The organism is Streptomyces sp. NPDC029296, from assembly GCF_055569255.1.
In genome coordinates, this window is sequence record NZ_JBVHXT010000065.1 from 1 (window position 1) to 20156 (window position 20156).

The 20156-nt window shown below is 69.8% G+C and carries 17 protein-coding genes and 2 pseudogenes; 9 read left to right on the forward strand and 10 right to left on the reverse strand.

The window, feature by feature from the left end; translation table 11 throughout:
* Positions 1 to 99 precede the first annotated feature (99 nt).
* A pseudogene (locus ACZ4W9_RS37465) lies at positions 100 to 839 on the reverse strand (transposase); the annotation flags it as partial.
* Between the two features lie 542 nt (positions 840 to 1381).
* On the opposite strand from ACZ4W9_RS37465, the gene ACZ4W9_RS37470 reads away from it, so the two are divergent.
* Positions 1382 to 2230 (forward strand): alpha/beta hydrolase, encoded by an 849-nt coding sequence (locus ACZ4W9_RS37470; RefSeq protein WP_467943613.1) that lies wholly within the window; start codon positions 1382 to 1384, stop codon positions 2228 to 2230.
* 471 nt (positions 2231 to 2701) lie between these two features.
* Here the strand turns inward: ACZ4W9_RS37470 and ACZ4W9_RS37475 are convergent, their stop codons facing one another.
* From ACZ4W9_RS37475 to ACZ4W9_RS37500, 6 genes and pseudogenes are all read right to left on the reverse strand, one after another.
* Complete coding sequence (locus ACZ4W9_RS37475) at positions 2702 to 3190, reverse strand: beta-class carbonic anhydrase (protein ID WP_467943615.1); 489 nt, start codon at positions 3188 to 3190, stop codon at positions 2702 to 2704.
* 300 nt (positions 3191 to 3490) lie between these two features.
* Positions 3491 to 3649, reverse strand: a complete 159-nt coding sequence (locus ACZ4W9_RS37480; RefSeq protein ID WP_467943617.1) for a hypothetical protein — start codon at positions 3647 to 3649, stop codon at positions 3491 to 3493.
* Positions 3650 to 3838: 189 nt separating this feature from the next.
* Positions 3839 to 5266 (reverse strand): annotated as a pseudogene (gene sucB / locus ACZ4W9_RS37485) (2-oxoglutarate dehydrogenase, E2 component, dihydrolipoamide succinyltransferase); the annotation flags it as partial.
* Entirely contained in the window at positions 5179 to 7833 is a 2655-nt protein-coding gene (aceE, locus tag ACZ4W9_RS37490) for a pyruvate dehydrogenase (acetyl-transferring), homodimeric type (RefSeq protein WP_467943619.1), read from the reverse strand. The gene aceE and the pseudogene sucB, both read right to left, overlap by 88 nt.
* Positions 7834 to 8059: 226 nt before the next feature.
* Entirely contained in the window at positions 8060 to 8824 is a 765-nt protein-coding gene (locus tag ACZ4W9_RS37495) for a DsbA family oxidoreductase (protein WP_467943621.1), read from the reverse strand.
* The gene (locus tag ACZ4W9_RS37500) at positions 8824 to 9447 is read right to left on the reverse strand and encodes a GntR family transcriptional regulator (protein WP_037755473.1); all 624 of its coding nucleotides are present in this window, start codon (positions 9445 to 9447) and stop codon (positions 8824 to 8826) included. The genes ACZ4W9_RS37495 and ACZ4W9_RS37500 overlap by 1 nt, the downstream gene beginning before the upstream one ends.
* 341 nt (positions 9448 to 9788) lie before the next feature.
* Here ACZ4W9_RS37500 and ACZ4W9_RS37505 point away from each other — a divergent pair, with 341 nt between their 5' ends.
* From ACZ4W9_RS37505 to ACZ4W9_RS37525, 5 genes are read left to right on the forward strand one after another with little or no spacing between them, the layout of a single operon-like run.
* On the forward strand, positions 9789 to 10943 hold the full coding sequence (locus tag ACZ4W9_RS37505) for a pyridoxal phosphate-dependent aminotransferase (RefSeq protein WP_467943623.1): 1155 nt from the start codon (positions 9789 to 9791) through the stop codon (positions 10941 to 10943).
* Positions 10933 to 11442, forward strand: coding sequence for a DUF6190 family protein (locus ACZ4W9_RS37510; RefSeq protein WP_467943625.1), 510 nt, complete (start codon positions 10933 to 10935; stop codon positions 11440 to 11442). The genes ACZ4W9_RS37505 and ACZ4W9_RS37510 overlap by 11 nt, the downstream gene beginning before the upstream one ends.
* Entirely contained in the window at positions 11429 to 12256 is an 828-nt protein-coding gene (locus ACZ4W9_RS37515) for a dihydrodipicolinate synthase family protein (RefSeq protein ID WP_467943627.1), read from the forward strand. Before ACZ4W9_RS37510 ends, ACZ4W9_RS37515 begins: the two co-directional genes overlap by 14 nt.
* Before the next feature lie 22 nt (positions 12257 to 12278).
* Positions 12279 to 13133, forward strand: a complete 855-nt coding sequence (locus ACZ4W9_RS37520) for an iron-containing redox enzyme family protein (protein ID WP_467943629.1) — start codon at positions 12279 to 12281, stop codon at positions 13131 to 13133.
* Complete coding sequence (locus ACZ4W9_RS37525) at positions 13130 to 13396, forward strand: Rieske (2Fe-2S) protein (protein WP_467943631.1); 267 nt, start codon at positions 13130 to 13132, stop codon at positions 13394 to 13396. Before ACZ4W9_RS37520 ends, ACZ4W9_RS37525 begins: the two co-directional genes overlap by 4 nt.
* A 318-nt stretch (positions 13397 to 13714) precedes the next feature.
* Here ACZ4W9_RS37525 and ACZ4W9_RS37530 read toward each other — a convergent pair whose 3' ends face one another.
* From ACZ4W9_RS37530 to ACZ4W9_RS37540, 3 genes are all read right to left on the reverse strand, one after another.
* Positions 13715 to 13840 (reverse strand): hypothetical protein, encoded by a 126-nt coding sequence (locus tag ACZ4W9_RS37530; protein ID WP_467943666.1) that lies wholly within the window; start codon positions 13838 to 13840, stop codon positions 13715 to 13717.
* A 186-nt stretch (positions 13841 to 14026) separates the two neighbouring features.
* Positions 14027 to 14518: a GNAT family N-acetyltransferase gene (locus ACZ4W9_RS37535; protein WP_467943633.1), complete on the reverse strand. Its 492-nt coding sequence runs from the start codon at positions 14516 to 14518 to the stop codon at positions 14027 to 14029.
* Between the two features lie 189 nt (positions 14519 to 14707).
* Positions 14708 to 17596, reverse strand: coding sequence for an AfsR/SARP family transcriptional regulator (locus ACZ4W9_RS37540; protein ID WP_467943636.1), 2889 nt, complete (start codon positions 17594 to 17596; stop codon positions 14708 to 14710).
* Between the two features lie 145 nt (positions 17597 to 17741).
* Here ACZ4W9_RS37540 and ACZ4W9_RS37545 point away from each other — a divergent pair, with 145 nt between their 5' ends.
* The 3 genes from ACZ4W9_RS37545 to ACZ4W9_RS37555 all read left to right on the forward strand — a co-directional run bounded on the left by ACZ4W9_RS37545 (position 17742) and on the right by ACZ4W9_RS37555 (position 19444).
* A complete protein-coding gene (locus ACZ4W9_RS37545) occupies positions 17742 to 18146 on the forward strand; it encodes a peptidoglycan-binding domain-containing protein (RefSeq protein ID WP_467943638.1) in 405 nt (134 codons plus the stop codon).
* Positions 18147 to 18292: 146 nt separating this feature from the next.
* Positions 18293 to 18832 carry a hypothetical protein gene (locus ACZ4W9_RS37550; RefSeq protein ID WP_467943640.1) on the forward strand — a complete coding sequence of 180 codons (540 nt, stop codon included), beginning with the start codon at positions 18293 to 18295 and terminating at the stop codon, positions 18830 to 18832.
* A gap of 243 nt (positions 18833 to 19075) precedes the next feature.
* Entirely contained in the window at positions 19076 to 19444 is a 369-nt protein-coding gene (locus ACZ4W9_RS37555) for a hypothetical protein (protein WP_467943642.1), read from the forward strand.
* Positions 19445 to 20156 lie beyond the last annotated feature (712 nt).

Sequence of the window (20156 nt, forward strand, 5' to 3'; positions counted from 1 at the left end):
GACCCGGTTCGCCGCAGGCATCGCAGCCCTCTACTCGAGCGTCCCCACAAGCTTTTGCTCCATTGGGACGCCCTTATCTACGGATTAGGTTCGCCTGGTTCAGGCTGCGGTTTCGAGAGGGCGTCCGCCCCAGCGGATGCCTTTCTCGCTGCGGATGCGGGCGCGTTCCTTGCGTTCGGCGGCCAGGACGTCGCGGTGGCGGGCGTTGGCGTTGCGCCAGCGCAGGTAGGCGTGCAGGGCCCGGGTCTGCATGGTGTGGTCGGGGTGGTTGGAGTTGGTGATGGTGAACTGCCTCAGCGGTCCGAAGTGGGCCTCGATGGGGTTCGCCCAGGAGGCGGAGGTCGGGGTGAAGCCCAGCTCGACCTTGTTCTCCTTCGCCCAGCGGCGTATTTCGGTGCCCTTGTGGGCGGACAGGTTGTCCAGGATCACGTAGATGGGGGCGCCGTCGGGCCGGGCGGCGCGGATCGTCTTCAGTGCGGCCAGTGTGTTGGCGGCACCCTTTCTGCGGCGGTTGACGCCCCACAGGCGGTCGTCGGCCACCGAGTAGCAGCCGTGGAAGTTCCGCACCCCGTGCGTGCGGTGGTAGGTGGCCGGCAGTCGGTCGGGGTGTTTGCGTGCGGCCCACCCCGAGCCGGCGGTGGGCCTGATCCCGAGCGGGCCGAACTCGTCGAAGGCGAACACCCTGCCCGGGAAGCGGTCCAAGACCTCCTCGATCCGGTCCAGCTTCGTCTCGCGGTCGGGGTCCGGGAACTCCTTCCACGTCTTGATTCGCGGAAGGTGATGCCGCGGCGGGCGCGCAGGCCACGTAAAGTCTCGCGGCCGATGAGAATCGGTGTTCCCAGAGCGGGCGCCGACGCAGATCCTGCGGCGGTTCGGGGCAGGGGTCGAGTCGCCGGTCGATCCCTTCAACCGTCCCCGGCACCGGGGCGAATACGGCTTGCGGATCCCGCCCCCGAAGCAGACGATGACAGAGTTCTTCGCCTCCTGACGCGAGGCTCTGCCGGCGGCCCCCAAATATCTGGTGGCCGTGCGACTACTGCATGGCGAAGATTGCCTACATCTCCGGCGTCCGGGCCACCGAGCTGTGCCCGGACGCGCTAACCCTGGAGCTTCTCACCGACTGGCTCCGCGAACGCTACGAGCGCTGGCCCCACAGCACCAACCCGCATCTGTTCGTCACACGGGTCACCGCCCTCGCCCAGAAAGTCCACCGGTCGCCAAATACGGCGTCCAGCCGATCCTCACTCAACTTGGCCTTCAGCTCCAGAAGGGTGCACGCCTCGATCTCGGCCTTGCATCACTGCCGGACCCCCTCATCCTGCTCGGGATCACGACAATTCTCTTGCGGTCAAGGGCGGTGATCGCCCTACGGTTGCTCCCCGTGACCATTGAGATGCCCTACCAGCCACTTCCGATCGACCAATCGGACGTGCGCTACGTCCACGGACCCGATTCCGCTCTACAGCCGGGCGTGCCCGCCGGCGAGACGGTCGCGTTCGAGTGGAGGAGCAGCGAGGTCTACCCGGGAACCTTCCGGAAGTTCTGGGTGCACGTGCCCGCACAGTACGACTCAGCGGAACCGGCATCCTTGATGGTGTTCCAGGACGGATGGTGGTACTTGGACCCCGCTGGGGAGGTACGCGGCGCGATCGTCCTGGACAACCTCATTCACCGCGGCGACATCCCCGTCACCATCGGCGTGTTCGTCGATCCTGGGATCTTCCCCGACGCGGAGAACCCGAAGAACCGCAACAACGAGTACGACGCCTTCGATGACCAGTACGTCACCTTCCTCCTCACCGAGATCATCCCGCAGGTTACAGAGCGCTATACCATCGCCCGGGCGCCCGAAAGGTGGGGCATCTGCGGCGGGAGCAGCGGCGGCAACTGCGCCTTTACCGCTGCATGGCTGCGTCCGGACAAGTTCCGCCGCGTCATCGGATACCTGTCCAGCTTCGCGCAGATGCCGGACGGCAACCCCTACCCAGACCTCATCCCCCGTGTCCCCCGCAAGCCGCTGCGCATCTTCATGCAGGGCGGCCACCGTGACCTGCACTGGAATGAGCCCCGGTGGAACTGGCTCGCCGAAAACCTGCGGGTGGCAGCCGCTCTCGCTGAAGCGGGCTACGACTTCCGCCTTGTCCTGGGAGACGGCGGGCACAGCCCCAACCACGGCGGCGTCCTGCTTCCGGACGCTCTGCGCTGGCTGTGGCGGCCCAACGCAGGTTGATCGTGGTCACTGTCGGCTGCCCGACCTCATCGCCGCTGGAGGGTTCGGCGAGGTATGGCGGGCGCACGACGAGCGCTTGAATGCCCTGGTGGCGATCAAACGCATCAAGATCGACCCGCACGGCTCCGCAACCGAGCGGGGAGAGCTCATCACCAGGGCGAAGCGCGAGGCGCGCAACGCCGCAGCACCACGAACGAACCGAACGTCGTAACACAGCACCCACGACGCCGTCGGGCTGCGCTCCGCGAACGGGGCCTCCACCGTCACACCGCCGACCACGTCGAAGAAGCCATGCGGAGTGCCATCAGCTGAGCCGTCCCGCGCCTCGGGAACCCGGCCGAGGAGCTGACGACAGTACGCCGGCCTCCGGCACGACGAGCCGGAGGCCAGCACCGCGTTACTGCCTCCCCGCTGCCCGGTGCCCTCATCTCCAGCCGAGGCTGGAGATGCCCGGGTGCGGCGGGGACCCGGTCAGCGGACTTCCGTGAGCCTGCCCGTGGCCACGTCGAAGACGAAACCGCGGACGCGGTCCTTGTGGACGACGAACGGGTCGGCCTTGATGCGCGCGACGGACTGCCGTACGTCCTCCTCCAGGTCGGAAAACGCCTCCGCTGCCCAGGGCGGACGGATTCCGGTGTCCTTCTGGACCGCGTCCTTGAACCCGTCGTCGGTGAAGGTCAGCATGCCGCAGTCGGTGTGGTGGATGAGGATGATCTCCTCGGTGCCAAGAAGGCGTTGGCTGATGGCGAGCGAGCGGATCTCGTCCTGGGTCACCACCCCGCCGGCGTTGCGGATGACGTGAGCCTCGCCGTCGTTCAGGCCGAGGATCGCGTAGACGTTCAGCCGGGCGTCCATGCAGGCCACAACAGCCAGTCGGCGGGAGGGCGGCAGCGGGAGCGGACCGGAGAAGGTCTCGGCGTAGCGGGCGTTGTTGGCGAGCAGTTCATCGGTGACGGACATGACGGACCTCGGTTCTCTCGTACGGGGAAGGGCACGGACGGGGTGATGGCGCGGAGCGGGATCACGAGGCCCGGCTACAGAAACCGTCGAAGAGATACACACGACGCGAGGGCCAGAAGCCCGTCAACGTCGCGACCAAGGTCGGCATCACACCAGTGAACTCCTCAACGCCGGGCCAGGCAAGAGAATGCATGTTCGGCGCCGGGGCGGCGACGGCCGTCGGACCGTCGGAAGATCCGACAGATCAACCCCACGGCGGCGAGCCTGTCCGTACTGCTGCCCAGCCCAGCGGAGAACTGGTCAGTGGCCTGCTCCAACGCCAGTGCGGCGGCCGGTGCCGACGGGCGACATGCCGCCCTCTGCGGCGATGTCCTGACCGAGGCTGCAGCAGCCATGCACGATGTGCGCCGCGCCGATGGAACTCAGCACGGGGCGCAGGGCGTAGCTGTCAGTCGCCACGGCACCGTGTCGTAGAAGTCGCACAGCTCGATGACCGGCTTCGTGAGCTTCCCCAGCGTCGCGTCGGCGACGAGGACGGCGCCCCGTCACCCGGCCGCGTGAGCCGACGGACGGGCCCCGAGGGCGGCGGAGCGCCTCGGGACCCGTCCGTTCACCGGCGGGCCGGCGGTCCTGCCGGCCCTGCCGTTGTCACAGCCCCAGTTCGGCGGCGAACTCGCCCGCCTCCAGGACCTGTTTGACCGAGGTCAGGTAGCGGGCCGCGTCGGCGCCGTCCACCAGACGGTGGTCGTAGGAGAGCGTCACGAAGGTCATGTCACGCACGGCGATGGTGTCGCCCAGTGCCGGGTCGGAGAGGACGACCGGGCGTTTGACCGTGGCGCCGACGCCCAGGATGGCGACTTGGCCGGGCGGGACGATGACCGTGTCGAAGAGCGCACCGCGCGAACCCGTGTTGGAGATCGTGAAGGTGGCGCCGGCCAGATCGTCCGGGGTGATCCTGCCGGTGCGGACCTTGTCGGCCAGTTCCGCCGTCCTCCTGGCGATGCCCGCGATGTTCAGCTCACCCACGCCCTTGATGACCGGGGTCATCAGCCCCTTCGCCGAGTCGACGGCGATGCCGACGTTCTCGTGGTCGAAGTAGGTGATCGTGCCCTCGTCGTAGTCGAGGCGGGCGTTGACGACCGGGTGGGCCTTCAGCGCCTGGACGGCGGCCTTGACGAAGAACGGCATCGGGGAGAGCTTGACGCCCTCGCGGGCGGCGAAGCCGTCCTTGGCCTCGGCACGGAGCCTCATCAGCTTCGTGGTGTCGACCTCGACGACCGAGGACAGCTGGGCCTGCTCCTGCAACGCCCTGTGCATGTTGTCCGCGATGGCCTTGCGGATGCGCGTGAGCTTGACCGTCCGGCCGCGCAGCGCGGACGCCTCCGGGGGCGGTGCCGTCGGGGCGGCGGCCGGAGCCGGGGCCGCCGCGGCGGTCCTGGCGGCCTCGGCGGCGGCGATGACGTCCTGCTTGCGGACGCGGCCGCCGACGCCGCTGCCCTGGACGGTCGCCAGGTCCACGCCGCTCTCGGCGGCGAGCCGGCGCACCAGCGGGGTCACGTAGGCGCCGCCGTCCACGCCGGTCGCACCGGCGGGGGCGGTCGGGGCCGGAACGGCCGGAGCGGGGGCGGCCGGGGCCGGAACGGCCGGAGCGGGGGCGGTCGGGGCCGGAACGGCGAGGGCCGGAGCGGGCGGGGCAGGGTCGGCGGGGGCCGGAGCGGGCGCGGGCGGCGGCGTCACGGTGGTGCCGGGCGCACCGATCACGGCGAGTTCGGCGCCCACCCGGGCGGTCTCGTCCTCACCGACGGTGATCTCCAGGATCACACCGGCGGCGGGAGAAGGGATCTCGGTGTCGACCTTGTCCGTGGAGACCTCCAGGAGCGGCTCGTCCTGAGCGACCTCCTCGCCGACCTCCTTCAGCCAGCGGGTGACGATCCCCTCGGTGACGCTCTCCCCGAGGGCTGGCAGGGTGACAGAGACGGACACGGCGTTCATTCCTTTCCGGCCAGGCCGTAGCGCCGGGCGGCGGCGTCGGGCACGTCCGGCTTCACGTCGCCGCGGGCGGCGAGCGTGCGCAGGGCGTGTACGACGATGGACTCGGCGTCGACACCGAAGTGGCGGCGCACGTTGGCCCGGTTGTCGGAGAGGCCGAAGCCGTCGGTGCCCATGGAGGTCCACTGCTGCGGCACCCAGGGGGCGATCTGGTCGGGAACGGCGCGCATCCAGTCGGACACCGCGAGCACCGGACCCGGCGTGCCGGCCAGCGCCTCGGTGACGTACGGGGTGCGGCCTTGGGCCTCGGCCTCCATCGCGTCGCGGCGCAGCAGCGTCCAGGAGGGGGCGGACCACACGTCGGCGGCCACGTTCCAGTCGGCGGCCAGCAGCTCCTGGGCCTGGAGGATCCAGTGGATGGCCGTCCCGGAGGCGAGCAGTTGCAGGCGCGGGGCGTCCGCGGCGGCGGTGCCGGCCGGCCGGTAGCGGTACAGACCGCGCAGGATCCCCTGCTCGATCCCCTCCACCTGCGGCATCGACGGCTGGAGTTTGGTCTCGTTGTAGACGGTGAGGTAGTAGAAGACGTCCTCGGGGCTCTCGCCGTACATGCGCCGCAGCCCCTCGCGGACGATCACGCCGACCTCGTAGGCGAAGGCGGGGTCGTAGGGGAGGCATGCGGGGTTGGTGGAGGCGATGAGGTGCGAGTGGCCGTCCGCGTGCTGGAGGCCCTCGCCGGTCATGGTGGTGCGTCCCGCGGTGGCGCCGATGACGAAGCCCCGGCCCAGCTGGTCGGCCAGCGCCCAGAACTGGTCGGCCGTCCGCTGCCATCCGAACATCGAGTAGAAGATGTAGAAGGGGATCATCGGCTCGCCGTGCGTCGCGTACGACGTCGCGGCGGCGGTGAAGGAGGCGAGGGAACCGGCCTCGGTGATGCCCTCGTTGAGGATCTGGCCGGTGGTGGACTCCTTGTAGTAGAGGAGCTGGTCGCGGTCGACGGGCTCGTAGGTCTGCCCCTTGGGGGAGTAGATCCCGGCGGACGGGAACAGCGACTCCATGCCGAAGGTGCGGGCCTCGTCCGGGACGACGGGTACCCAGCGCGCGCCGGTCTCCTTCTCCCGCATCAGGTCCTTGACCAGGCGGACGAAGGCCATGGTGGTGGCGATCTCCTGGTTGCCCGAGCCCTTGGCCAGCGCCGCGAACGGCTTGTCGGCGGGGGCGGGCAGCGGGCGGGCGACGACCCGGCGGGCGGGAGCGGGGCCACCGAGCGCACGGCGGCGCTCCTGGAGGTAGGCGATCTCCTCGGAGTCCGCCCCGGGGTGCGCGTAGGGAACCAGGCCCTCGCCCAGCCGGGAGTCGGGGATGGGCAGCTCCAGGAGGTCGCGCATCGCGCGGAACTCCTTGCCGGACAGCTTCTTCATCTGGTGGTTGGCGTTGCGCGACTCGAAGCCGGGGCCGAGCGTCCAGCCCTTGACCGTCTGCAGCAGGACGACCGTCGGCGCGCCGCGGTGGTCGAGGGCCGCCCGGTAGGCGGCGTGGACCTTGCGGGGTTCGTGCCCGCCGCGCGAGGTGCCGACGATCCGGGCGAGGTCCTCGTCGCTGTAGGGGCGGGCGAGGTCGGCGAGGGCACCGGTGAACAGGCGCTCGCGGATGTACGCGCCGTCGCGGGCGGCGAATGTCTGCAACTGGCCGTCGGGCAGGGTGTCGAGGGCGTCGAGGAGCGAGCCGTCGGAGTCCGCGGCCAGCAGACCGTCCCACTCCACGCCCCAGGGGACCTTGACAACGTTCCAGCCGGCCGCGCGGAATTGCGCCTCCAGCTCCTGCATGATCTTGAAGTTGCCGCGCACCGGGCCGTCCAGGCGCTGCAGGTTGCAGTTGATGACGAACGTGAGATTGTCGAGTTCCTCGCGGGCGGCGAGGGCGAGGGCCGCGGTGGACTCCGGCTCGTCCATCTCGCCGTCGCCGAGGAAGGCCCAGACGTGGCTGTGGCTGGTGTCCTTGATCCCGCGGTGGTGCAGATAGCGGTTGAAACGGGCCTGGTAGATCGCCGAGAGCGGGCCGAGCCCCATGGACACGGTCGGGAACTCCCACAGCCAGGGCAGTCGCCGAGGGTGCGGGTAGGAGGGCAGACCGCCACCGCCGGCCTCCATCCGGAAGCGGTCCAGCTCGGCCTCGCTCAGCCGGCCCTCGAGGAAGGCGCGGGCGTACACGCCGGGCGAGGCGTGGCCCTGGATGTAGAGCTGGTCACCGCTGCCGTCGGCGTCCTTGCCCTTGAAGAAGTGCTGGAAGCCGACCTCGTAGAGCCATGCGGCCGAGGCGTAGGTGGCCATGTGCCCGCCAAGGCCACCTCGTTCGTTTCCGCGGGTCACCATGGCGGCGGCGTTCCACCTGTTCCACGCCGTGATCCGCGCCTCCATCGCCTCGTCGCCGGGGTAGGCCGGTTCGGCGGCGGTCGGGATGGTGTTGACGTACGGGGTCACGGACGGCGGCGGCAGCGGCACCCCCGCCCGGCGGGCGTGATCGACGACCCGTCGCAGCAGCCGTGCGGTGCGCTGTGGCCCGACGGCGCCGACCGCACCGTCCACGGAGGCGAGCCATTCGGCCACCTCCTGCGGATCGGGTTCCGGCAGCTGGTCCAGCTGGTGGATCGGGGACATGGGATCGCCCTTCTGTGACGCGGGCCAGACCGGAACCGGGTAGGCCACTTGGCGGCGGCCGGTTGTGTGGGTGAAACCGGCCGACTGGTTGTCGAAACCCTCGCGACTATTTACTTCCGCATAATGGAAGATCGATTCCTCATAACAGAAACTACGTGCCGTCAGGTCGCGTGGTCAATTGCTACCGGCCAGTAAGTTTCAATGATCGATCAAAGCTGGGCGAGAGTCAGGAGGCCTCGGCCAGGTCGGCGGCGGTGCGCAGGACGGTCTCCCACGCGGTGGGATCGTCCCGGGTGACCTCGGGGAAGCCGGTTCCGTAGGCGCCGTGCCAGGTCGCCTCGACGCCGGGGTTGGCCCATTCGCTGCCGTCGGAGGCGAACACGTGCGGACTGCACCGCACTTGGTGACGGCGGGCGCACTGGAAGTCGAGGGTCACCAGGCGGCGGGCCCGGCCGTCGTCCAGCCCCGCGGCGATCAGGTCGTCGCGCACCCCCGGCGTCTCGCGGGCAAGGGCGATGATCTCCGAACGGGCGCCGATGGGCCGGCTGTGCGCCCAGAACGCCTGCCGTATGGCCAGGTCGAGCGCCTCGGCGGCCTCGGGTCCCTGCTCCTTGGCCAGCTGCACGGCCTCCAGCGCGAACAGCGAGGTGGACGGGAACTTCCAGTCCGGCGAGCGCCACATCTGCCACCCGGCGTCCGGCTCGATGTGCGCGATCCCCCCGACCTCGGAGTCGGTGCCCCGGCGCGGGCTCGGTCCGTCGTTGAACATCTCCAGGGGGAAGGCGCGGTGGTCGATCCGCACCCGTTCGGTCAGTCCCAGCCGCTCCCGCGTGCTGTGCAGGCGGTACAGGGCGACGTGCGCGAACGAGCACCAGATGTCGGAGAAGACCGTCAGGGTGCCGGGTGGCGTGGTGGTGCGGGGGTCGGCGAGCCGCGCGACGTCGTGCGGTGGCAGGTCGTCCACGGGGTGCAGGGGATCGGCCGTCGGCATCAGGCGTTCCTCGATTCGTGTGCGTAGTCCATGATGTGCAGCTCCATCAGGCGTCCCAGGTGCGGATCGCCCCGGCGCAGGCCCTCGACGATCTCCTCGTGGTCCTCCGCGTTGTCGTGCAGCTCGGTGCGCAGCCACCGCAGGGAGAGGCGGGTCCAGGCCTCGACGCCGAGCCAGTCCCAGTGCCGGATCAGTACCGGGTTCCCGCAGGCGTAGACGATGGCGCGGTGGAAGGCCACGCCGTGCAGGGCCTGGTCGTCGACGTCCCCGCCGGTCGCGGCCCGGCGCATGGCGAGCAGGTGCCGCTCGAGCGCGGCGACGTTCCCGGCCAGACGGGGGGCGGCCAGCATCACCGCGCGCCGTTCGAGGGAGGCACGCACAAGGTACACGTCGCGCAGCTGGTCCAGGGTCAGCTCCCGTACCCGCACGCCTTTGTTGGGCGTGGAGGTCACGAGTTCCATGGTCTCCAGCTCGCGCAGCGCCTCGCGCACCGGCGCCTGGCTGACGCCCAGTTCGAGCGCGATGCGGCGCTCCACGATCCGGTCCCCGGGCTCCCAGCGGCCGGCCACCAGGCCTTCGAGGACGAAGATCCGCACGCGTTCGTGCAGGGGGACCCGCTCCAGGGTGGCGCCCGACCTGGCGGCTCTGGGGGGCGGGGAGGACGCGGGCGCCGCGGGGTTCGTGGGGTTCGTGGGAAGAGACAACTCGGTTCTCCTCGGCTCAGACCATTTGAGCAATGATCGATCATCCGTTACGGTACTCGAACGACAAACCGCGTCCGTGGCAAGCCTCTATTGTCGCGTATCGGATGCGCCGGGTGTGGGCCCGGCCTCGCGAACTGTCGATTTCTCACCAGCGCCGCAGCGCGCTTTTCCATCACTCGCCTCGCCGGATCGGCCCTTGGACGCCCTGTCATCGGACAGCGGTGCATCCGACGGCCGGCCGGCATCGCCCAGGGAGAAGCATGACCGAGCAGCTGCTCGACCTAACTCAGCACGAGATCCAGGCCCTGCAGACCCGGCACAACCTCGCGGACGCACACACCCACCAGGAGCAGTCGCCGACCCAGCGGGACATCGTCGCGAACCTGCCCGAGCTGTGGTACGAAGCCGAGAAGTCCCGCCAGATCGACCTGGAGAACCAGTTCAAAGAGGCGTTCTTCCGCCTCCACGGCCAGGACAGCGTCCGCAGGGACACGACCATGCTCTCCTACGCCGCGTCCATCTCCACCCTCGTCGCCGGCATGTACCTGAGCCGCAACGACATATCCATCTCGCTGATCGAGCCGTGCTTCGACAACCTGCCCGACGTGCTGAAGAACGTCGGTGTCAGCCCGCGGCCGATCCCGGAGAGCGTCCTGCACGACGCCGACCGGATCTACGACGAACTCGTCCGGCACGTGGAGACCGACGCCCTGTTCCTCGTCGACCCGAACAACCCGACCGGGTTCACGCTCCTCCAGCACGGCCGCAAGGGCTTCGAGGAGGTCGTCCGCTACTGCGTCGACCACGACAAACTCTTCGTCGTCGACCTGTGCTTCGCCGCCTTCGCCCTGGCCGACCCGCGCTTCGGCCGATTCGACCTGTACAAACTGCTCGACGAGTCGGGCGTGCGGTACATCGCGCTCGAGGACACCGGCAAGACCTGGCCGCTGCAGGACGCCAAGTGCGCCATGCTCACCTGCAGCGCCGACCTCTACGAGGAGGTCTACAACATCCACACGAGCGTCCTGCTGGACGTCTCCCCGTTCATCCTCAACTTCCTCACCCGCTACGTCGAGGACTCCATCGCCGACAACATGAAGTCGATCCGCGACGTCGTCACGACGAACCGTGAGACCGCGCAGAAGGTCCTCGCCGGCAGCCTGCTCGAACACATCGACCCGGCCGTCAACGTCAGCGTCGCCTGGTTCCGGATCACCGACGAGAACCTGAAGGCCACGGACCTCCAGCGAAAGCTCACCGAGCACGACGTCTACGTCCTGCCGGGCACCTACTTCTTCTGGCACACCCCGGAGAAGGGCGAGCGCTACGTCCGCATGGCGCTGGCCCGGGACGCCGCGGAGTTCGAGGAGGCCGTGGTCACGCTGCGCGAGGTGGTGGATTCCCTTGCCGGCTGACCCGCGTACCGAGACGTACATCGACGCGTCCCTCTTCATGGGGATGCACGCCGCCGAACCGGACGTCCGGCAGGCCTGCGCCGCCTTCTTCGCCCGGCACCTGCACGACCGGGTGTGGATGACGTACGAGGAGGTGGGGCGCTGCGACGACGTCGTCTGGGGCCTGCCGCGCGAGACGCAGGACGCCTACTACCCGTTCATGGACGTCCTGCACAGCACCATGCCGATCAAGCGGACTCCCTACACGGAGGACGTCTGGAAGGTCGCCGCCGACCTGCCCGAGACGGCCGGCCTGTCGCTGCGCGAGAAGCTCCTGCTGGCCTCCGCCGTCACCGCCGGCGCCCGGCTGGTCACGGTGAACCCCCGCCTGCTGAGGCTGGCCGACAACGGCCTGGCCGTCGGCGCCCCCGACCAGGCGGCCGCCGGGAGCTTCCCGGAACCGCTGGCCGGTCTGTACCGCACGTCACTCGTCCTGGAGGTCGACCATGCCCGTGTCTGATCGGAAGGCGCGAAACGTGGCGCGCCTGCGCGAGCTGAGAGGGGTGATCGTCCCCCTCGTCACGCCCGTCGACGAGAACGGCAAGGTGGACGAGGCGTCCGTGGCCCGCCTGCTGGACACCCTGCACGGCAGCGTGGACGGGTTCATGCCGGCGCTCAGCTCCGGCGAGGGATGGAAGCTGTCCCTCACGCAGTGGATGGACATGGTCGGCTACACCGTGCGCCACGCCCGCGGCCTGCCGGTGCTGGCGGGCGCGGAACTCGGCTTCGCCCCGCTGATCGTCGGCCGCGGCGAACTGGCGGCCTCCCTCGGCGCCGACGCGGTCGTCGTGCCGCCGCCGTTCAGCAAGACGGAGAGCAACCAGCTCGGCTTCGTCGAGCACGTCCGCGCCGTCGAACGCGACAGCGACCTGCCGATCTTCCTCTACTGCGAGAACGAGGTGTCGGGGTGGTCGCTGAACGCGGCCGAACTCGCCCAGGCCTGCGCGCTGCCGAGCGTGATCGGCGTCAAGGAGTCCAGCGCCGACGAGGAGTTCACCCGGCGGGTCCTGGCCTCCGACCCGGGCGTGCCCGTGTTCCAGGGCTGGGAGCACCTGATCACCAAGGTGACGGGAACCGCCGGGTTCATCGGTTCGCTGGCGAACCTGGAGCCGGAGGCGTGCCGGGCCGCCCTCGCGGACCCCGACGGGGTGCGGCAGGCGCGCGTCGACGAACTGAGCAGGCGCTACAAGCTCGACGCCGAGGACTGGTACGTGCACATCAAGAAGGAACTCGCGGCCCGGGGTGTCATCGGCACCGGCCTGCCCGTCGACTGACCTCGCGAAGGAGGAGACACCCATGACCATCACCGCGACCCCCGCGGCCACCGGCCGGCTCACTCCCCAGGCCCGTCTTTTCGCACTCAACCGTTCCATCCCGACGCCTGATGAACTGCGTGAGCTGATCGCCCTCGAAGAGGATCAGATAGCCCGGCGCGCGGCCCGTATCGAGGCCTCGGCCCCGCCCATGGCGGACCGGGCCGACCTGATGCGCCTGATCAAGGAGCGCCTGGCGCAGGAGGAGGCCGACCCGCCCGAGTGCGAGCGCGTTCTGGCCGAGGACCTGACCCGCAACCAATTCCGCGAGGTCGTGGCGCAGTTCGCGGTGGACGGCCTGACGGAGTCGGAGTCCTTCCTGCCTATCGTCTGGCGGCTGCCCAGGCGGGCCAAGATGGCCATCTTCCGCGTCCTGGTCGACGAGTTCGGCTGTGGGAACCTGGACCAGGCCCACTTCAACATCTACCGGGAGCTCGCCGGGGAACTCGGCCTGTCGCAGGACGAGCGGGACTACCTGCACAGCACCAACGCGGAGACGTTCGACTACGTCAACATGTTCTTCTGGGCGGCGACGCGGGCGCCCCGCCCCGAGTACTTCCTCGGATGCCTGTGCTACCTGGAGTCCAGCATCCTCTACGCGTTCAAGTGCTTCGCCGACGGCGCGACCCGGCTCGGCCTGGAAGGCGCGCGGTACTACACCGAGCACCTGCACATCGACAACTTCCACGCGAAGGAACTCCAAAACGCGATCCGGGAGTTCGACGCGGAGGCGGACCTCCAGCCGGCGAAGGTGTGGACCGGTTTCATGCTGGCCAGCGAGATCCTGGGCGCGGCCACCGAAGCCGCGGTCGCCTCGGCGCAGCGGACGGCACCATGAAGCGCTCACCGGAGGTGATCATCGAGCAGACCGGTGACGACACGCTGAAGGTCACCGTCGGCGACAAGCAGTACGAGATCGAGGCGTTCTGCCCGCACCGCCGCGGACATCTGGCCCACGGGTACGTCAACACCCGTGCGCTGCGCATCACCTGTCCGCTGCACCACTCCAGCTACAGCCTGGAGACCGGTGCGCTCATGGCCGGCCCCAGCGGCCGCGCCCTGTGCTCCCGGCGGATCGACGAGGCGGCGGAACGGTCCTGAAGCGGGATCCCGCCCGGCACCGCCGGGCGGGATCCCGCTCGTTCCGGGTGACGGCGGGGTACCGGCCGCGAGCCGGGCGCGTCACGGACCCGCCCGGGACGCGGGCCGCCCCTGTGCCCGGTCGGCGTCGTCACGGCCTTCCACGCCCGCCGCGTCATCCTGCGGTTCGTCACTGCACGTTCACTCCGCGCCGGCGAGGCGGCACCGGCGGCCAGGCGGTACGGTACGCCGGCGAGTGGGACCTGCCGCTGCGGCCGATGATCTACCGGGGCTTCGACCTCTATGTGAAGCAGCGCGGACGCTGAACCGCACACGCGGTTACGCCAGCGCGGCGGCGGCTTCGTCGAGGCGCGCCCCGCGGGAAGCCCTGGCCGGCACCACATTCCCGGACCAGCAGTCCTTGCGCGGCAGGTCCGACAGCAGCCCCAGCACCAAGTCCCTCACCCAATGCCGGGGCTCCACCGCAGGAACCGGCCCGCTATCCGGCCCATCAGGACCTCGAACGCCTCCTGCTGGCGGGCAGGGCCAACGCTGTGACCTACGGCCGCGCCACGATCGTTCGTCTTCACACACCGCTGATCAGCGGTGGCCGCAGCCTTCCCGCAGCCGGTCCGCCAGCAAGATCACGGTCTACCGCTGCGGTACCAAGTCTCGCTGATACCAGGGGGCTGACGTACCACCGAGGTCGGCCGGGTCCACCAGGACAAACCCAGCCTTGATCAGCACCCTCTGGGACGCGACATTCTCGCGGGAGGTGCCCGCCCGCAGGGTGCGCAGTCCGTGCCGCGCCACCGCAAGCCGGCACAGCTCCCGGACGGCCTCGGTCGCCACGCCGCGTCCGGCGACGTGCTGCGCGACGCGGTAACCGAGCTCGGCAGTGCCGTTCTCGAGGTCGTACAGGTTGAACCGGCCCAGAACCGAGCCGTCCTCGGCAACGAGCAGGTAGAAGGCGCACATGCCGCCCTCCTGCTCGGCCAGCAGGGCGCCGTACCGGTCGGTGAACTCGTCGAAGAAGTCGTCGCCGCGGTCGGGGACCGAGGCGGCGAAGTAGGCGCGGTTCTCCAGCTCGAAGGCCAGGACCGCCGGGGCATGGCCAGCATGCAGCCGCTTCAGCTTGGGCACCGCCCGACCCTAACCGGATGGTGGGCTCAGATCATCCGAGTTTCCGGTAGCGGCACACAATGCCAAGACCAGGACACATGACATGTGCGGAGCCTTTGGACTCACCGACCTTACGAATGACCGGCGTAGGCTCCGCGCCGGAACAGTGGGACAGACGGAGCCCGCCACAGCGGGACCGGAGTTTCCGGCTCAGCTGTCGTGCACCGGTCCGACGGGCGCTCCGGGGGGTTCTTCGGCCTGCGCGGCCAGTCGGCGCCGGATGCGGTCCGCGTCGTCCTGTCGGTCCTGGGCCTCGTACCGGCGCAGCGCCTGCCGCCAGGCGGCAGAGGCCCGCCGGGGGTCGTCCAGCGAGGCGTGGACATCACCGAGGTGGTCCCAGGTGTCGGCCTCGTCGTAGGTGTTGCCTATCTCCTGCAGCAGGGTCAGTGCCTGCTGATAGTGCTCCAGTGCCTTGCGGTGCCGTCCTGTGTGCTGGGCGAGGTAGCCGAGGCTGTCTAGGGTGTTGGCCTCTCCGTCGCGGTGCCGGTGGTGGCGGAAGAGCGCCAGCGCGGCCTCACAGTGCTCCTGGGCTTCGGCGTACCGGCCGAGACGCGCCGCGTACCAGCCCATGTCGTTGAGCGAGTCGGCCTCGCGGACCGGGTCCTTCAGCGTCTGGTAGCCGCGCAGGGCGTTCTTGGCGTGGTGCAGGGCGCGGCGGTCATCCCCCTGTTGGCCCCAGGCCACGGCGAGTGCCTGGTGGGTGTGGGCCTCGGCGGACGGGTCACCGGACCGCTCGGCGAGGGCGAGGGCCTGCTGCAGGTGGTCGAGCGCGTCGTCCTGGCGCCCCGTACGAGCACACGCGTGACCGAGGACGCGGTGGGCCAGGGACTCGGCTACCGGGTCGTCCGCGCGGCGGGCGGCGGCCAGTCCGGACCGCCAGCAGGCCAACTGCTGGAGCAGGTCACCGCGTCGGTAGTGATAGGTGTCCATGCTCCAGGCGAACTGCCATACGAAGGCCGTCCAGCCCGATTCGAGAGCGTGGCGCTGAACCGCGAGCAGACACGGGTGTTCGGCGGTGAACCACCGCAGTGCCGCGTCCTGGTCGGCAAGGGGCAGGGGGGAGCAGCCGGCGGCCGGGGCGCCGATGTCTAGCGGTGGCCGGTGGGGAGCGAGGAGGCGCTCGGCGGCATAAGAGGTGTGCAGTAGGAAGCCGGCCAGCCGCTGTAGTACTGCGTGTCGGTCTGCTTGCGGCACCTTGTGCCGCGCCTGCTGGGCCGCGTAGAGCCGCACGAGGTCATGCATGCGCCACCTGCCGGTCGTGTGCTGGTGGATCAGTGACATGGCTTCCAGCTCGCGCAGCGCGGTACGCGCCTCGGGTCCGGGCCAAGCGGTCAGGGCGACGGCGCCGGTCAGCCCGATGTCCGGGCCGGGGGCGAGCCCGAGCAACGCGAACACCTCGGCGGCCCGGGCGGACAGCGCCCGGTGGGAGGAGGCGAAGACCGCACGCAGGCTGGTGCGCAGCTCGCCGGTGTCCAGGACGTCGAGTCCGTCGGCGCTGTGACGTACTTCGTCAGCCAGGTCGGCGAGCCGCATCCGGGGATCGAGGACGGCGCGGGCGGTGAGGATGCCCAAGGCCAGCGGCAGCCCCGAGCAGTGCGCGAGCAAGTCGGCCACCGCCTGCGGTTCGGCGGCCGGCCTGGCGGGCCCCAGGTGCCGGTCCAGCAGCTGGTGCGCCTCCGCCTCGCCCAGCACGTCCACCGGGACGGGCCGCGCCCCGTGGGCGGTGACCAACCCGGTGAGCCGGTGCCGGCTGGTCACCAACACGGTGCACGAGGGGCTGCCGGGCAGCAGGGGTTCGGCCTGCACGGCGTCGCGGACGTTGTCCAGTACGATCAGCAGCCGGCGGCCGGCCACCACGCTGCGGTAGAGGGCCACTTGGGTCTCCTGATCGGCCGGTACGGCCGAGGACGGCACACCCAGGGCATCGAGGAAGCCGCGCAGGGCGATGTACGGCGAGGTGGGCTGTTCGACGGGGTCGAACCCGCGCATGTTGACGAAGAGCTGCCCCTCGGGAAAGCGGTCCACGTTCCGGTACGCCCAGTGCAGCGCCAGCCAGGTCTTGCCGATCCCTCCTCCCCCGCTGATCGCGGCGATGCCTACCGTTTCTCCGGTGGCCGCGGCTTCCCCGAGAGCCGCGTCGAGGACCGCGAGTTCACCGGTACGGCCGGTGAACCGGGGCGGTGGGGCAGGCAGTTGGCGCGGTGTGACTCCCGGCTGCGGCGCTGACGCGCGCTCCGGCGGCACCCCGCGGGACGCACCGGACGTCTGCGAGGCAGCGGCTGCTTCCGCCGGGGCGGGCGTCAGCGCCGGGTCGGCGGCCAGCACCTGCTGGTGCAGTGCGGTCAGACCGGGACCGGGATCGACGCCCAGCTCTTCGGCGAGTTGGGAGCGCAGCCGCTGGTAGTGCTCCAGGGCATGGGCGGTGCGGCCACTGCGGTACAGTGCGAGCATCAGCTGGCCGCACAGCCGTTCGTCGAGCGGATACTGCGCGACCCGTCGGGACAGCAGGGGTACCAGTTCGGCGTGCAGGCCGGCACGGAGCTTGAGGTCGGCCAAGTCCAGTTCAGCGGCGTACCGCTCCCGCGTCAGACTTTCGCGTAACGTGTTCAGCCAGGGTGTGTCCAGGTGGGCGAAGGCGTCCTGGTCGCCCCACAGTCGCAGGGCCTGTTCCAGCAGCCTCCGGGCACCGGTGTCGTCAGGGGCCCTCCCGGCTTCGGCGAGCCAGTGCTGGAACCGGTGCAGGTCCACCGACATCGGATCGACCTGCAGGGCGTATCCGCCGCGCCGGCGTACGAGGTCGACACCGCCGATGGGTGCCAGTAGCTGTCGCAGTCGGGACAGATAGCTGTACAGCGTGTGACGGCCTCCGCCGGGCGGGCTGCTCCATGCCCGGTCCAGGATCTGCTCGGCCGTCAGATTGTCGCCGTCTCCCGCCAGCAGCACCGCCAGCACGCACCGCTGACGGGCATGGCCGACATCGACCGGGCGGCCGCCGACACGCACTTCCACTTCACCGAGCAGCCTGAACTCGACCGGCACTTCTTCCCCCGATGTTCTGTTGTCCCACTGTGTAGCCGGTGGGAAGCCCGCCGTTCAAGGTTCCTTCAAGACTCTCTCAAACCCGGCTCTACATCGTTGTCTGCGTAGGGGGCGCCGCCTACGACCACCGACTCAAGGAGCAACCATGAGGCTTCGTCATGCCGCCGCCGTCTCGGCGTCGGGCACTCTGCTCGTGCTGGGCGCTTTGACCGCTCCGGCCCAGGCCGTGCAGGCCGTCCATGCCGAAGGAAGCGCCGGTGCCACCGTGGCCGCGGCGAGCACCTGCCCCTACCAGGGCTACTGGTACACCGGCACGGCTACGACCAGTTATGGAGACACCGGAGCCAGGGTCAAGGAGGTGCAGTGCCTCCTATACTCCGCCGGGTACCTCTCCTCGAGCGGCGTGGACGGCGTCTTCGGCTCGGGCACCCGCTCCGCGGTGCGCAGCTTCCAGGCCATGTACCAGTCCGAGTGCAATCCCCTGGTGGCGGTCGACGGGATCGTCGGCGTCCGCACCTGGGCTGCGCTGCGCAGCGCGTGCCCTGCCTGACCCGTCAGCTCACCTGGCCCGTCAGGCGAGGGGCCACCGCACAGGACCGTCCCGTCCGTCCCGGCCGGATACCGGCATGCGCCGGAGCCGGCCACGGCACAGCGCGGCTGCGTTCGATCACAGTTCGTGAAAGGAAATCCCGTCCCATGAAGAGCACACAGTTCCTGGCCTCGGCTGCCCTGGCCACCTCGTTGATCGTCCTCGTGCCAGCCACGTCCGCGCACGCCGCCAGCAGAGTGGACATCGCGAAGTCGATCCTGCAGACCCGGGGCATCACCCTGGCCACCGTGCACGAGAGCAGGGTGAGCGACGGCGCCACCGCCAAGAAGAACATCCAGGACACCGCCAAGGGCAAGAAGGCCAAGCGCAGCAACTACGGGAACGCCCCCGGCGGGTCGGTCGCGCTCAACAAGACGATGCTGAACGCGATGCTCAAGCTGAGGACCTCGAAACGGTTCACCTTCAAGGTCACCGAGGTCGCCGGCGGCAGTCACTCGGTCGGCTCGAAACACTACAAGGGCAGGGCTTTCGACGTCGGCACCGTCAACGGCTCGAAGGTCAGCCTCAGCGGGTCGGGCTACACCAAGGCCAAGAAGTTCATGAGGGCCTGCAAGGCCTATGGGGCGGTGTTGGTACTCGGCCCGGGAGACGCGGGCCACTCCACGCACGTGCATTGTCAGTGGTGACATCCGGCTGCTCCGGAGCCCGGGCTGTTCAGCGACGGTGCTGACGGACCTTCCGCGGGCTTTGGCGCCCGGCCCCCGAGCGCGGTCCCGGCGGCCGACGCACGCGGTTCCCGCCGCCGGACAGTGTCGGGCTGACGCGCGGACCTGACGGAGGGGCGCTCGTCACCGCAGGGGACGGACCGGCAACGTGCAGTCCGTCCCCTGCACAACAACTGACGCGCCACGCGCACTCCAGGAGAGATCATGACCTTTCGGACAGTGTTCACCGCTGTGGCGACCAGCGCGGCCCTCGCAGGCGCGCTGACCGCCATGTCCACCGCTCCCGCCCCGGCGGCACCCACCACGTCGACGGCTGCCACCGGGACTTCTGAAGCGGGCACCGCGAACTCCGGGACGGCAGGGGCGGCAACCTGGTACACCACCACGTCGCGGGGCGGGCCGATCAGAGCGTGCTACAAGGAAAGCTGCGACTGGTACTACCGCACGTCCCCTGGGGACACACTGCTGTGGAGCCACAACGCCTATAACGAATTGGGGAACCTGTGGTACTACGTGGACAACGGGTTCACCCGCGGGTGGATCTACTGCGGGAACGTGACCGCGGGATGCTGAAATCGCTCCCTCCGCCGCGCAGGCGCTGCTCAGCGGGCTGACGTCCCCGTCCCTGTGGCAAGGGCAGGAGGCATACGGCCTCTCGGCCGGTGATGCTCCACCGCTGCCGCCGGGAGCGGGGACGCGAACGGCCCCTCCCCCTTCCGCCCTCTCCGCCGCCTATTACTGCGAGGCTGAGGACATATCCTTCAACGCCGACGGGAAAGAAGTCCGTCTCTCACAGAAGACCCCGCTGCATTCATACGGCCCGTACGGCGACTGCCCCGGCCCGAGCGTCCCCGCGGGAACAACAGTGACCTACGACTGCCACACGACGAACGTGTACGGCAACAAGTGGACACACATATCGGAGCCCTACATCGGGTGGATCTGGAACAGTTACCTGCCCGATGGCGGCAGTCGCGTCCACTGCTGAGGGCCCGCGGAGCCGCACTGTCGCAAGGGACCGCGTGATCGGGGTTCGGCCCGGCGAGGCCTCTGGCCGGGGGTCGGGGCACCGGCCGGAGGCGGAGGGCCAGAGGCCGGCGCCCTCGCCGCGGCAGCACCCGCTCGCCAGTTGCCGAAATCCTCCACGCCCGCGTGACGCGCCCTGCGGGTCCTCATCCCCGAGGACGAGCACTGGCGGCGCTGGGTGGAGGCCGCCGTCATCCACCGCCGGCTGCACGGCGACCTGGAGGCGCCCTTCACCTATCGGGTCTGAGGCGGCCGAGAT